At 27.8% G+C, this 14,415-nt stretch carries 11 protein-coding genes; 2 read left to right on the forward strand and 9 right to left on the reverse strand.

What is annotated here, in order from left to right; genetic code table 11:
- The first annotated feature begins 40 nt into the window (after positions 1-40).
- The gene (locus tag ACH5BF_RS08525) at positions 41-952 is read left to right on the forward strand and encodes a DMT family transporter (RefSeq protein ID WP_423273786.1); all 912 of its coding nucleotides are present in this window, start codon (positions 41-43) and stop codon (positions 950-952) included.
- Positions 936-2,132: an APC family permease gene (locus ACH5BF_RS08530; protein WP_423273787.1), complete on the forward strand. Its 1,197-nt coding sequence runs from the start codon at positions 936-938 to the stop codon at positions 2,130-2,132. The genes ACH5BF_RS08525 and ACH5BF_RS08530 overlap by 17 nt, the downstream gene beginning before the upstream one ends.
- Positions 2,133-2,144: 12 nt before the next feature.
- Here ACH5BF_RS08530 and ACH5BF_RS08535 read toward each other — a convergent pair whose 3' ends face one another.
- The 9 genes from ACH5BF_RS08535 to ACH5BF_RS08575 all read right to left on the reverse strand — a co-directional run bounded on the left by ACH5BF_RS08535 (position 2,145) and on the right by ACH5BF_RS08575 (position 14,413).
- Positions 2,145-3,002 (reverse strand): patatin-like phospholipase family protein, encoded by an 858-nt coding sequence (locus ACH5BF_RS08535; protein WP_423273788.1) that lies wholly within the window; start codon positions 3,000-3,002, stop codon positions 2,145-2,147.
- A gap of 8 nt (positions 3,003-3,010) precedes the next feature.
- Positions 3,011-4,318 carry a dicarboxylate/amino acid:cation symporter gene (locus ACH5BF_RS08540; protein WP_423273789.1) on the reverse strand — a complete coding sequence of 436 codons (1,308 nt, stop codon included), beginning with the start codon at positions 4,316-4,318 and terminating at the stop codon, positions 3,011-3,013.
- A 1-nt stretch (position 4,319) separates the two neighbouring features.
- Entirely contained in the window at positions 4,320-7,361 is a 3,042-nt protein-coding gene (locus ACH5BF_RS08545; protein ID WP_423273790.1) for an efflux RND transporter permease subunit, read from the reverse strand.
- 1 nt (position 7,362) lies between these two features.
- Positions 7,363-8,463 carry an efflux RND transporter periplasmic adaptor subunit gene (locus ACH5BF_RS08550; RefSeq protein ID WP_423273791.1) on the reverse strand — a complete coding sequence of 367 codons (1,101 nt, stop codon included), beginning with the start codon at positions 8,461-8,463 and terminating at the stop codon, positions 7,363-7,365.
- Positions 8,460-10,217, reverse strand: coding sequence for a TolC family protein (locus ACH5BF_RS08555; RefSeq protein WP_423273792.1), 1,758 nt, complete (start codon positions 10,215-10,217; stop codon positions 8,460-8,462). The genes ACH5BF_RS08550 and ACH5BF_RS08555 overlap by 4 nt, the downstream gene beginning before the upstream one ends.
- Before the next feature lie 2 nt (positions 10,218-10,219).
- Positions 10,220-10,858, reverse strand: coding sequence for a TetR/AcrR family transcriptional regulator (locus tag ACH5BF_RS08560; protein WP_423273793.1), 639 nt, complete (start codon positions 10,856-10,858; stop codon positions 10,220-10,222).
- A 146-nt stretch (positions 10,859-11,004) separates the two neighbouring features.
- Entirely contained in the window at positions 11,005-11,712 is a 708-nt protein-coding gene (locus tag ACH5BF_RS08565) for an SDR family NAD(P)-dependent oxidoreductase (RefSeq protein WP_423273794.1), read from the reverse strand.
- 637 nt (positions 11,713-12,349) lie between these two features.
- Complete coding sequence (locus tag ACH5BF_RS08570; RefSeq protein WP_423273795.1) at positions 12,350-13,510, reverse strand: cytochrome-c peroxidase; 1,161 nt, start codon at positions 13,508-13,510, stop codon at positions 12,350-12,352.
- On the reverse strand, positions 13,511-14,413 hold the full coding sequence (locus ACH5BF_RS08575) for a sterol desaturase family protein (protein ID WP_423273796.1): 903 nt from the start codon (positions 14,411-14,413) through the stop codon (positions 13,511-13,513).
- Positions 14,414-14,415 lie beyond the last annotated feature (2 nt).

A 14,415-nucleotide genomic window follows, 5' to 3' on the forward strand; every position in this document is an offset into this window, starting at 1 on the left:
TTTCTATACAATCTTTTCAAATTTATAAAAAGATTATACGATGACAGACACAAACAAAAACATTTTTTACTTTATTATGATTATTGCAATGGCAGGTTGGGGAGCATCATGGGTAAATGCAAAAGTTTTAAGCTCTTATATAAATGAGTATGAACTTATATTTTTAAGAAACTTTTTTACTATTATTACTTTAGTTCCTGTATTAGTTTTTACAAGAAAATATTTTTATATAAATAAAAGAAGTTTTCTTTTGGCTATATTAGCCTCATTTATTATGATTGCTTATATGAAGTGCTATTTCTTAGGAACAAAATTTGGTACAGCCTCACTAGGAGGAGCATTAGTTACAACACTAATACCTATAAATACTTTTATAATAATGGCTTTTTTCTTTGGTAAAAAAATATTAAAAAAAGACTACTTTGCACTTGCCATTGGAGCTTTAGGAGTTATGACAATGCTTAATGTTTGGTCTTTTTCTTCACAACAGATATTTTCCATTGAAAATATGTATTTTCTTTTAGCTTCTATTTTATGGCCAGCACTTACAATTACAAGTTCTAAGATTACAAAAACTTCACCAATAGTATTTAGTTTATATATGTATATAATAACATCTGTTATGGTTAGTATATTCTTTACTGATTCTTTAGAGTTTAACTATACAACTTATGACTCAATTTTTTGGATAAATATACTTGTATTAGCTGTAGTTTCAACAACATTCTCTACAACAGTATATTTTATAGGAATTGAAAAACTTGGTACAAATGAGGTAAGTTCATTTATATTTTTAGTACCACTTTTTGCCATTTTATTTAGTATTATTTTTCTAAAAGAGCCTTTAAGTATCTCTTTATTAATAGGAACTATTTTAACTCTTATTGCCGTTAAGATTTTAAATAATATAAAGATTTTCAAAAAGAGAGAGAAAGTTGCAAAATCAAACTAAAAAGCTAAATACCTTAACTCTTTCAGGATTAATTATAGGACCTATTTTAGGTTCTGGATTAATCCTTCTTCCACCTCTTTTATATAATATGACACAAAACTTTTCACTTATTATTTGGGCTGCTATTTTAAGTTTAGGTTTTGTTTTTGCTTTAGTATTTGCAAAACTTGCTATTTTATATCCAGGAGATGGAGGAGTTAGTCTTGCAACAAAAGAAGCTATGGGCAAGAAATATCAACTACTTACTTCTTTTTATTTAATATGTGCTGTATTTTTTGGACCTGTTGCTGTGCTTTTAATAGCTGCTAAATTTATTCAAGTTTATTTTCCAAATATATCTTTAGTTGAGTTAAGTTTCTATATTTATTTAATTACATATGTTTTATTACTAATAAAGATAGATTTTCTTGGAAAATTAATGTTAATCGTAAGTTCTGCAATAACTGTAATTTTTCTTTTATCAAGTATTTATACCCTACTAAATGTAAATGAGTTTATCTTTTCACTTCCAAATATAGAACTATCACAAATAGGCTACTCTTTTGTTTTAGCATTTTGGGCAATAGTTGGATGGGAAGTTATAGGAAATTATTCAAATGAAGTAAAAGAAACAAAAACTTTAACTAAAGCTGTAATTTTTTCAGCAATAACAGTATCCCTAGTTTATATCTTAGTTACATTAGCTATTTGTTTTGGAGAGTTTCCTAAAAATGAAGAGTTTAAATTAGTATGGATAATAAAACCTTTATTTGGAAATTTATCTGATTTAATTCTTGCTATTATTTCAATGATTTTATGTATAGGAACTTTGATTTTATTTGTAGGAGGAGTTGCTAGACTTATATCATCTTTAAAACTCACAACATACACATCAAAGCATCTGAAAAACAATATTCCAATAGGAGCTTTAAATTTTCTATCAGCAATATATATAATTACTTTGATTTTAGTTTATTTAGAGTATTTAAGTTTGGATAATCTTGTAGCTTTTGCTGATGCTTTTTTTATTGCAAATGCTATTATTGGGCTTATAACTGCTATCATACTATTTGATAGAGGGTTTTTGAAACTTAGTGCACTTGTCTTAACTATAGTGTTTTTTATAATTATGCTTTTTTCAAATATTTTTATTTTAGCAGTAATTTTAGGACTATTTTTATTTACTTATTTAAAGAAATAGCTTAAGCTATTTCTAGTAGTTTTTTAAGATATCTTTTGTAAGAGTCTCTCCATATAAAATAAGCTCTTTTGCTTTATGAAAATCATAAAACTCACAAGCCTTTGAAGAAACATTTATCATAATATCAGGCTTGTGACTTGCTAGTTGGTGTCTTGCTATAACATCTTGCATACTCTCAATAGAAAGGTTTAAAATCTCAAAATATGAAAGTTCTTTCTTCTTTGTAAACTTTTTGTTTAAAAACTTACCAATACTCGTTTTTAGATAACTATCATCTTTTTCAAATATCTTTTTATATTTTGTTTTCATAATAGCATCATCATTTAAATTCACAGCAATAACTAAATCTGTAAACTCTGAAGCTACTGGCAAAATAGGAACTGGATTTAAAATCCCACCATCAAATAAAACTCTTCCATTTAACTTTTTAGGAGTAAAAATAGTTGGAATTGCTATTGATGCTCTAATTGCATCTTTTAAACTTCCTTTTCGTAGCCAAACCTCTTTTTTATTTAAAATATCAGTTGCAGTAGCAGTAAAAGGAATAGGTAAATCTTCTATTAATATATCTTTACCAATAAACTCTTCGATTTTATCAAAGACTTTATCTGCTTTAATCATCCCACCTTTTGAGAAAGAGAAATCCACTAAATCAAGAACATCTAAAATATCAAAATGTAAAACCCAATCCTCATAATCTTGAAGTTTTCCACTAGCATATAAACCACCAATTAAAGCTCCCATAGAAGAACCAGAAATAGATTTTATTTCAAATCCTTGTCTTTCTAGCTCTTTTATAACTCCAATATGAGCATAACCTCTAGCTCCTCCACTTCCTAAAACTAATGATACTGTTTTTTTCTTTTTCATAGTTTTCCTTAATCACATTTTGTTTTTAAAGCATTTATCTCTTTTGCAACTTCTGCTTCATCACTTGTGATATTTACAAGTTTTTTCATAACTAAAGAGGCTGTTAAATCCCCTGTAACATTTATTGTTGTTCTACACATATCAAGTATTCTATCAACTCCTAAAATAAGTGCAATCCCTTCAACTGGCACACCTAAACTTTGTAAAATTGTTGCAAGAATTACTATACCAACCCCAGGAGTACTAGGAGCTCCAATAGATGCAGCAACTGTTGTTAAAGCTAAAATAACCATTTGAGTTAAACTTAAATCTATTCCAAATAACTGTGTTAAAAATATAGCTGCTATTACTTGATATATTGCTGTTCCATCCATATTTATAGTCGCACCTAAAGGTATTACAAATTTTGAAATAGGTGTTGGAATATTTAGTTTATCTTCTGCTGTTTTCATAGATAAAGGCATAACAGCAGCTGAAGAAGAAGTAGAAAATGCCATAAGTTGAACCTCTCTAATTCTTCTTAAAAAATCAATAGGTTTTATTTTTGAGCTTAAATAAGCCACAGTCAAATAAAAACATAAAAGACAAAAAAGTCCTAATAAAACTGTAAATACATACATGGACATAGATGAAATTGCATCAAATCCTATTTTAATAGTGATACTACAAAGTAAACCAAAAACAGCATAAGGTGCAAGCTTCATAGCCCAACTAACAACAGTCATAGAAAAAGCTTGAAAAGATTTAGCTAAATCTTTCATAGGTTTTGAGTCTTCATCTTCCATATTCATCAAAGCAACACCAACAAAAATAGCAAGAATTACGAAAAATAGAATATTTCCATCAAGTTCAGCTTGACTTACATTTACAGGAATTAAATCTACTATCATATCTGGAATTGAAGTATTTGAAATAGGATTTACCTCTTTGATTACTACAGTACTTGTGCTAATTGTATTTAAAATATCTTTTGATATATACTGCCCTGGATTTATATACAAAGCAATAATTAGACCAAGAGTAACAGCAACTATAGTTGTAAATACAAAATATGGAGCTATTTTCAAACCTAAACTTTTTAGAGTTTCTGTATTATTTGCACTTGTAATTCCTAAAATTATTGAACTCATTACAAGAGGAATTACTACCATTTTTATAAGTGCTAAAAAGATATTCCCAGCTAGTGCAACCCAAGGAGCAATTGTAAAAGCTACTTCTTTTGATACTAAAGCAAAAGCATTTGGAGAGAGCATCAACCCAACTACAACTCCTAAAACCATTCCAACTAAAACTTTAAACCAAAGTGTTTTAAACATACTAAGACCTTTTTACTTTAAATAAAATTGCATATAAAACTGGTATAAAACCTAAAGTTAAAACTGTAGAGAACATCAATCCAAATATAATTGAAATAGCCATAGGTTCCCACATTTCACCACCACTATACCATAAAGGAATAAGCCCAAAAATTGTTGTAATAGTTGTAAGAATAATTGGTCTGAACCTACTTACACAAGCTTCAATAATAGAATCATACAAACTTAATCCGTTATCATTTTCAAGTTTTATTCTTTCCAGTAAAACAATTGCATTATTAATTACAATACCACTTAAGGAAATAATTCCTAAAAGAGTCATAAAGCCAAAATATGAGTTCATACTATAAAGCCCAATTGATACCCCAATTATTCCTAAAGGAATAGAAACAAGTATAATAAAAGGCTTTTTTATAGAGTTAAACTGGGCAACCATAAGTAAAACTATAACCATAAAAGCAAATGGTAAGTTCTCAACTATTGATTTGTTTGCTTTTCCTGAGGCTTCATACTCTCCACCAAACTCATAATAATAACCTAAAGGAAACTGTTTTTGTAAGGCATTCATAAAAGGCTGTATTTTTTCAAATACTGCTATTGCATTTGCGCCTTGATTTATATTTGCTCCAATTGTTACAGTTTTTAGCCTATCTCTTCTTATGATTTTTGATTCTTCAAAAACTACTTTTATAGTAGCAACCTGAGATAAAGGTATATTTTTTCCACTACTTTGTGAATAAACACTAATAGACTCAAATCTATCTAAATCATCTTTTGTATTCTCATTTGATCGTAAAACTATAGGTATTAACTTATCATCTTTTCTAAAAGTAGTAACCTCAAAACCACTTAAAGCACTTTGCAAGGATATTGCTATATCAAGATTTGAAACTCCCTCTTTTAAAGCTTTTGATTCATCAATATCTACTACAAACTTTTTATTTCTTATACCCCAATCATCAACAATAGTTTTAACCTCATCATACTTAGATAACTGCTGTTTTACTATTGAACTTAATTCAAAAAGTTTATCAATATCTTTCCCACTTATTCTTATCTCAATTGGTTGTTTTACAGGAGGTCCATTTGCTAAAACTTTTGCTGATACTTGCATATCAGGGAAACTATTTTTAGTAAACTCTTCTACATCTTTTTTTACACTATATAGATTTTTATACTCTTTTACATTTACTAAAATAGTACTATATTCAACACTTGCTAACTCTTGGTCATAAGCCAACCAAAATCTAGGGGCACTTTGACCTATAAAAGATACAAAGTTTTTGACATTTTCATTTTTTACCATATATTTTTGATTTATGTACTCTTCTATTTTTCCTACAGCTTGTTTTGTAGTATCTATATTTGTTCCAACAGGAAGTCTAAGCTCCAAAGTAAAACTAGGTTCACTTGAAGGTGGAAAGAACTTTTTAGGAACTATATCTAAAACTTTTAGCGAGCCTGCAAATATCAAAATCACTATTAATAAAGTCATGTATCTAAACTTTAAAACAGTTTTTAAAAAGCCTCTATAATAAAAATAAAAGCTACTTTCTTTATCTTCAAGCTTTTTCTTTTTCATAAAATATTTACTTAAGACAGGTGTTAAAGTAAGTGCTAAAACCCAAGAAGAAAGAAGCGTAATCGTAACTACTTTAAAAATAGAGTTTGTATACTCTCCTGTACTTGATTTTGCTAAAAAGATTGGTAAAAATGCTGCTGATGTTGTAAGTGCTGATGTTAAAAGTGGTATTTTAAGTTCATTTGCACTTTGCAATGAAGCTTCATATACACTCTTTCCTCTTTGCATTAAAACCATAATAGACTCACTCATAACAATAGCACTATCAACTAAAAGCCCAAGAGAGATAATAAGTGCTGCAAGGGATACTTGATCTAACCAAATATCAAAAATACTCATAATAATAAATGAAGTTAAAACCGACATAGGAATTAAAACAGCAACTATAAGACCTGTTCTAAAACCAAGAGAAAACAACATAACTAAAACAACTAAAGCCATGGCTTGAAGTAGATTATCTACAAAATTTCCTACAATTTCCTCTACTATTTTTGGCTCATCAAAAAGCTTTTCAAGTTTAACACCTAAAGGAAGTTTATTTTGAACTTCTACCATCAGACTATCAAGTTTTTCTCCTAGTTTTATAATATCTCCGTCTTTTTTCATTGAAATAGCTAAAACTATGGCATTTTTTCCATTTTCCCTTACTATAAAACTACTTGGATCTTTGTATTCATACTTTATATTTGCAATATCTTTCAAGTATATATACTCACCTGTTAATAAAGGTACTATTGTGTTTTCTATTTGTTTTATGTTTTCATAATTTCCAGTTGGCTCAACTAGTAATCTTGAAGTATCAACTTTTATACTTCCACCTGATAAAACTATGTTTTTTTGCTCTAAGATATTTTTTAGATATGAAGCACTTAGATTTAGTTTTGCTAACTTTGTATTATCATACTCTACATAAACCCTTTGGGGTTGAAGTCCTAGAAGCTCTACTTTGGCAACCTCATCAACTCTTAAAATAATATCTTTTGTATCATTTGCTATATCTTCAAGCTCACTATAATCTAGCCCATCACTTGTAATAGAGATTAGATTTCCATAAACATCTCCAAACTCATCATTTACTATAGGTTGGCTTGTTCCATTTGGTAATGCCCTACTTCCTTTTTCAACTTTTCTTCTAAGGCTATCCCAAATCTCTCTCATATTTTTATGCTTTTCTAAAACATTTACAAAGATTATTGATACTCCATTTTTTGAAGTTGATTTTATATTATCTAGTTGTGGCATTTCTTGAATAGTTTTTTCTAGCTTATCAGTTACAAGCTGTTCTACTCTTTTTGCACTAGCTCCTGGAAAATAAGTCACAACAGTTGCCGTTCTTATTATAAAGCCAGGGTCTTTTGCCCTTGGTAAATCAAAAAAAGATATTACTCCATAAATTAAAAGCATTATTGAAAATACAATTGTTACTGTACTTTTTTCTAATGCAAGTTTTGTAATAGACATCTTATTTTCCTAAATCTTTTATATTTGCTATTTGAACTCTCATTTGCTCATAAACTTCACTCATTCCAGCTTTTAAAACTAAATCATTGGCCTTTAATCCCTCAAGTATCTCAAAACCATCAGAAGTTAACTCTCCAACTTTTACTTTTGTTTTATTTATTACATAGTTTGTTTCATCTTTTTTAAGGGTATAAACAAAGTATCCTTCTTTATCATTTAAAACACTATTTGAAGGCACACAATAAATACTAGCTTTAGAATCATCTAAAAGATTAAAATAAACATCAGCTGACATTCCAGATTTGATTAGTTTTGAGCTGTTTTTTAGTTTTACTACTACCTTATAAGTTTTACTTTTAGATGAAGCGTATTTTGATACTTCTTTTACATTTGCTGTAAATACTCTATTTTTATCAAGTGAAGGGAAAACTACTTTTACTAAATCATTTTGCTTTACTCTATTTATGATAGTTTCTGGAACTTGTACAGATACTTCATCTATTAGCTTATCACTAATTAAAACAATAGGTGTTCCAGCTAAGATATTCTCATTTTCTTGTACATACTTTAAAGATACATAAGCATTCATAGGAGCATAAAGTTTTGTATATGATAATTTTAACTTTGCATACTCTAACTCTTTTGTTATGTTTTTAACCTTTGCACTTGTAGCTTCATAGGCTGCTTTAGCTTTATCTATATCACTTACACTTGCATTTTGATTTATATATAGTTTTTTTACTCTCTCATAACTGCTTTTTGCGTTTTGTAAACTAGCTTTTGCTTCACTTAGAGCATATCTTATTTGAGATACTCTAAGTTCATAAGGTTTTGAATCAAGCTTTGCTATTAGCTCATCTTTTTTTACTTCATCACCAATTTTTACTTTTAAGTAGTTGATATTTCCTTCAACTTTAAAGCTTAATTTTGTTTCATTATTTGAAATAGCAGTTGCATTGAACACCCTATTTTCATTTGAGTCCTTAGCTATTGGTAAAGTAGTAAATACTGTTTTTATATCTTGTGTTTGAACTTTTTTCTCTTTTTCTTGACAAGCACTAAAAGCTATCAAAATAAATATGGCTAAAACTAAATTTTTCAATTTTTATCCTTTATAATCTCTTGTATTTTTCTTTCAACTTCTTCTTTTTTTATCTCATCAAGTAAAATATCTATACGTCCACTAAAAAAATATATAGAACTTAAATCTACTAAATACTCAATATTTGAGATATTTAGATTTAACTTTGAAACGATATATGAGTTTTGAGCATCTAAAAGAGAGATGATATTCTCTTTTCCTTTTTTATATTTATCTTGTATTAACTCAAAATTCTTTTTTGAAGAGTTTAGTGAGTCTTTTGAATATGCTATTTTTGAATAAGACTGAGATAAAGACTCATAGTTTTTTCTTACATTTTCTATTATTAGATTTTTAATATCATTGTATTGAAGTTTTAAATCAATAAGTTCAACTTCATTTTTTTGGATTTTAGATTTTTTCAGCCCACCTTCATATAAAGGAAGGTTTAGATTTATTACTGCTTGATACTCTTCCTCATCCCAAGTCCTTGGTAAATCAGATGCTTCACCTCCTCTTTTTACAACTTTTTTTGCACTTCCCTCAAAGGCAATACTTGGTAAAAAATAAGAGTCTTTATTCATTTGTAACTGCTCATTTTTTGCACTTATTAGCTCTTTTATCTGTCTTAATCTTGAATGAGTATGAACTATCTGTTTAGTAAAAGCTTCTTGAACCCTTTTATCTTCTAAGTATTTAATAGCATCTTTATTTAAAAGCTTAAAAAGTTTTGAGTTTAAAGTGTATTCAAAAAAATCATACTCATTTTTTACTCTAAGTAAATTTGATAGTTCTACTTTTAATTTTTTAAGCTCTTTTGTTGAAGTTGCAAGTTGAATATTTGCATTTGCTAATTCACTTTGCCATCTATATACATCACTTCTATCTTGAACACCTATTTCAACTCTTTGTTTTGCAAAAAGTAAATTTCTTTGAATAAAATCATGTTTTATTTTTATGATTTGATTATACTCTTTTGCTTTTATGATATTTAGATAAATAAGTGTTGCTTTATATAAAATCTCATCATCTAAAGCTTTTGCTTCTTGTTTTGTAGATTTGTATAAAAGCTTATTTATTTCTATATTTTTTAGAACCTTATTTGAGTAGATAAGTTGAGATAGTTTAACTCCCGCTTCTAAACTTCTTTGTGGATTTAAACCTCTACTTGCTAGGGCTCTATCTTCATCTATTTCTATATAGTTTGAAAAAATATCAATTTTTGGTTTATACAAACTTTTAGTTTCATGTACTCCTATTTCTTGAAGTTTTATTCTATTTTGGTTTCTTTTTATTTGAAGATTATTATCAATAGCTAGTTGTAAAACCTCTTTTAAATCTAAAGTTTTTAAACTCTTTTTCTCTTTTGCATCTAAAACTAATGCTTTATTTTTAATATGAATAGATTTTCTTTTATTCTCTTTTAAATACTCAAAAATAGCTAATGCAGTTGTTCTAATAACTCTATTTTCATCATAGATTGAAGAGATTAAATTATAAGTTATTAGGTATGAGTTTTTTGTTTTAGTTTTTGAACTTATACTATTTAATAAAAAGACTGCATTTGTATTTTCTAATAAACTATCACAGTTATTTGAACATACTTTAATTTGAAAATTTAAAACATCTTCACTTGAAAATAGTTTTAAAGCCTCTTTTTTGATAGCTTCTTTATATGTTTTAGAAGATTCATCAACTACTAAAATAAGTTTGTACTCCTTTGATAAAAGAAGAGATGAAAAAACCATACATATTAAAATAAAAAATCTAAACATAACTAATTCTCCTTACTTAAATAGGTGATAGATTCCAAAAGATTTGTATCTTTTAAACCTTTTTTTGTCAGATAAGGCTTTATTAAATATAAAATATTTAAAATCCCTTTTTTTCTTCTATCTTCTTCATTCTTGATCTTATCTATAAGCCAATATATTTCCCATTGTGTTGCAATTATCCAAGTATTTGATACTAAAAACTCTAACTCATTTTCATCTAATAGTTTTATATATTCGAACTTCATTTGATGATAAAAAAGATTTTTTATTTGCTGTTTTTTCATAATATGATTCTCTTCAAAAGCTTTTCTAACTTTAGGATACTTTTGATAAATATTATTAAGTTCAAGTCTAAAGAATCTATATTTTAATTCATAAGTCATTTGTTTTTGTAAAAAATCATAATAATCAAAAGCTGAATCAATTTCATCTTGTACACTTAAAAATTGTTTTGAGATTAAAGACATAAACTCTTCATATATGGCAATAATTATTTCTTCTTTATTTTTAAAATAATAATAAAGATTGCCAACACTAATTCCAAGCTTTGAAGCTATATGTCTTGTGGTTGTATTCATACATCCTTTTTCATTAAAAAGGTTTATTGATTCTTGAATAATCTGAGTTTTCCTGCTTGTCATAAAACACCTTTAGAACATTTGTTCTAAATTATAGAACAAATGCTCTAAAAGAGTAATTAAAAAAGATATTATTATACTATGTTTGTTTTATAAATTTTAATAAATATAGTTTTGGGAGTTTTTAAAACTAGAGAAAAACTCTAGTTTTATCTTGGATAGAAAGTATTGTTTATATCAATAGTAATACCATTTATATATTCAGGACAATCAGTTGCTAACCAAACAATAGCTTTAGCAACTTCTTCAGGTTCTGCAAATCTATTTGTTACAACTGCTGCTTTAAAAGCTGCTTTTCTTGCATCATCATTGTCATTTTGCATATCAGTTTCAGCAGCACTTGGAGCTACACAATTTACTGTAATTCCATCACTTCCAAGTAGCTTTCCATATATTTTAGTAGCATTTATAAGTCCTGCTTTTGCAATACCATACCAAACATCAGGATGTCCTATTTGACCTGCTATTGAAGCTGTATTTACAATTCTTCCAAATTTTCTTTCTTTCATTCCAACACTAAAAAGATTCATAAGCTCAACTGGTGCATGTAAATCCACATTCATTAAGTGTTCTTTTGCTTCTTTTGGATAGTTATCGTAAGTATATTTTGGTTGCATATAACCAGCGTTGTTTATAAGTACATCTATTTCACCCACTTCTTTTGCTAAAGTTGGTAAGTTTTCAATATCTGATAAATCATACTCTATTTCGGTAACATTTGGTAGTCCACCAAGTGGGAAGTCAGCAAAGTTTCTAGCCACTACAACAATCTCATAGTCTAACTCTAAAAGTGCTCGTGAAACTGCTAAGCCTATACCTTTATTTCCACCTGTAATTAAAGCTCTTTTTTTACTCATAATTATCTCTCCATAATTTTTCTATGAGTTAAGTATATAAAGGCTTTGGTTTTATATCTCTTAAATTTTTGATAAGTATTTTAAAAAGTATACCAATCGTCCTCTTCTTCATCACTTGAAGTTTCGATTGTTTTTTCATCTAAGGCATTACATGTAAGTTTTAAAGGGTAGTTTTTCATTTTAGGTATCTCCTATATTTCTTATGGAGATTATTTTAGAGAAAAATAGTATTACAAAAGTATCTTTTTTAAAATTAACCTCGAATTATTTCCATAATTCTTTTTCGTTCATCATTTTTACACTGAACAATTTCTCTTTTACTTCTTGTATTTTTAAAACAAGTTAAAGTTTTAGAAAGAAGTCTTACTCTTTTATACATTTTATCAAGTCTTGCAACTTCAATTCTGATTTCATATCTATCAATTAAAGCTTGTCTTTCTTCTTTTAATTCCCTAAATTCATTTGAAAAATCAGATTTATTGTTTGCTAGTAAAAAAGTTGTAGTTAAAAATAGTAAAGTTAATTTTTTAATAGGATTTCCTTTTTTGAAATATTAACATTTTTACTATAAATTTTTGAGTAATCAAAAAGCTCATTTAAAAAAATAATTTTAATAGAACACGAAATAATTCGTGTTCTATTTTTCAAGTAAGTGTTCGTATTTTTTATCCGTAAGAAGTTTCATAAAAGCAACTAAGGCTTCTACTTTTCTATCGCTTTGTTTTTTAGCTTTTAACTCTTCAAGAGAGATTGTCTCTTCCACTTCTGGCTTATCCCAAGGTTTATTTGTTTCAGGATTTAAAGCTCTTGCAGGATTATTATATTTATCATAAAACTCAACTACCGTTTTTAAGTCTTTAAATACACCATTATGCATATAAGGTGCTGTTACTGCAACATTTCTTAGTGTTGGAACTTTATATTTTCCCTTTTGTTTTTCATCACTTACAGCTGGATTATTTAAAAGTCCATTATCAATTGATGTTACACCATTTTTTGCTCTAAGTTCATGATTTACAGGAACTCCAATATTATGGTATTCATAGTTTGTAAAAGTCTCACCTGCTTTATCTTCACCTTTTAATACATGACAAGTAGCACAAGAGTTATTGTTGTTTGAAAAGAAAATAGACCTACCTAAATCTTCTAATACAGTTAAATCATACTCTCCTTTTAAATATCTATCATATTTAGAATCAAAAGGTGAAAATTCATCTGTCATTTCAAACTTTTCTATTGCATCTGCCATAGCCTTATAAGCCTCTTCATTTGAATCAAAGATATTCTCTCCATAAACTTTTTTGAAAGTTTGAACATAATAAGGATTCTCTTGGATTCTATAAACAACAGCTTTTTTGCTTGACATTCCCATTTCAATAGGATTTGTTGGTGGTCCACCTGCTTGACCTGCTAAAGTTGCTTCTCTACCATCCCAAAATTGTCCACCAATATATTTTTGTTTTTTCTCATCAAAATGAAACTTTGGTGAAAACTTAGCATATGCTGCACTTGGAGCTTGTCTATCACCTAAAGACTTTCCATCATCCCCAAGCGAAGCCATTGCTTTTATTCCATTATCTCTATTATCAACAAAACCATTTTGAGGATTGTGACAAGTAGAACATGATTGAGTTCTATTTTTTGAAAGATTTACATCAAAAAATAGTGATCTTCCTAACTCTTCTTTTAATTTTAAGTTTGTTAACTCTTGAGCTTTTGCTACTTCTGCATTGTTTGCACATGCAGTAAATACTAAAGCCAAACCTGCTGTTAAGGCTAATGATTTTAAATATTTCATTTACCTTTTACCTCCTACTAAATTTTTAAAAGGTGCTATTAATAGTTTTGCTATTGAATCATACTCACTCATTTGATCACGTCTTAGTCCAAACTTTAATACTTTCACATCTCTTGAGAACTTTAAAGTTCCAAACATCCAATCCCAAATAGCTAAGTATCCCCCGTAGTTTTTATTAAAAAACTTCTTACTATGATGTATTTGGTGTTGTTTTGCTGAGATAAAAAATCTCTCTAAAAACTTTGGATATGCAAAAGCTACATGTGAATGTCTTAAATTTGAGCCTATTAGTGAAAAAGCAAAAACAAATATGTTTACCCCTAAAATAGCATATATATCTATCATCGCACCAAAAAAGTATATAAACACTCCTGTTACAAGACCAATACTAACTGAATACCTAAGTCCAAACAATAGATTTTCAATTGGATGTACCCTATAAAATGTAATTGGTGTTAATACCTTTGCGCTGTGATGAATCTTGTGAAACTCCCATAAAAATGGAATTGTATGTAAAAATCTATGAGTCCAATATCTAGTAAAATCACTTACTACAAATAGACAAATTGTGTACATTAATAAAACAGCCTCATAAGAAAAAAGTGTATTTTCATAAAAATCAAAAGTCAAATAAAGCTGTTTATTTATAAATAAAGCAATAGTTTTTGCACTAATAACTATAGGAAATAGCATAAAGACTTTTATAAAATAACCAATAAAAAAGTAATAATAATCAAGTTTAGCACTTGGGTGTAACCAAAGTTTTGATGATAGATTTACTCTTAATTGCTTTTTATTAAAGTAAAAATAGATACATGCTATTAAAATAGAAGATAAGATATAAACCCAAAATACTCTTTTATTTGGGTTTATAAAATACTCTAGTGCAAAAAAATCGCTCAATT

This window comes from Arcobacter pernae (assembly GCF_049472135.1).
In the GTDB taxonomy this organism is placed as follows: domain Bacteria; phylum Campylobacterota; class Campylobacteria; order Campylobacterales; family Arcobacteraceae; genus Arcobacter_B.

Bases quoted from the DNA above. Each gene is read 5' to 3' on its own strand.
- ACH5BF_RS08525 (WP_423273786.1), top strand. From the start codon at position 41: ATGACAGACACAAACAAAAACATTTTTTACTTTATTATGATTATTGCA.
- ACH5BF_RS08535 (WP_423273788.1), bottom strand. From the start codon at position 3,002: ATGAAAAAGAAAAAAACAGTATCATTAGTTTTAGGAAGTGGAGGAGCT.
- ACH5BF_RS08540 (WP_423273789.1), bottom strand. From the start codon at position 4,318: ATGTTTAAAACACTTTGGTTTAAAGTTTTAGTTGGAATGGTTTTAGGA.
- ACH5BF_RS08545 (WP_423273790.1), bottom strand. From the start codon at position 7,361: ATGTCTATTACAAAACTTGCATTAGAAAAAAGTACAGTAACAATTGTA.
- ACH5BF_RS08555 (WP_423273792.1), bottom strand. From the start codon at position 10,217: ATGTTTAGATTTTTTATTTTAATATGTATGGTTTTTTCATCTCTTCTT.
- ACH5BF_RS08560 (WP_423273793.1), bottom strand. From the start codon at position 10,858: ATGACAAGCAGGAAAACTCAGATTATTCAAGAATCAATAAACCTTTTT.
- ACH5BF_RS08565 (WP_423273794.1), bottom strand. From the start codon at position 11,712: ATGAGTAAAAAAAGAGCTTTAATTACAGGTGGAAATAAAGGTATAGGC.
- ACH5BF_RS08570 (WP_423273795.1), bottom strand. From the start codon at position 13,510: ATGAAATATTTAAAATCATTAGCCTTAACAGCAGGTTTGGCTTTAGTA.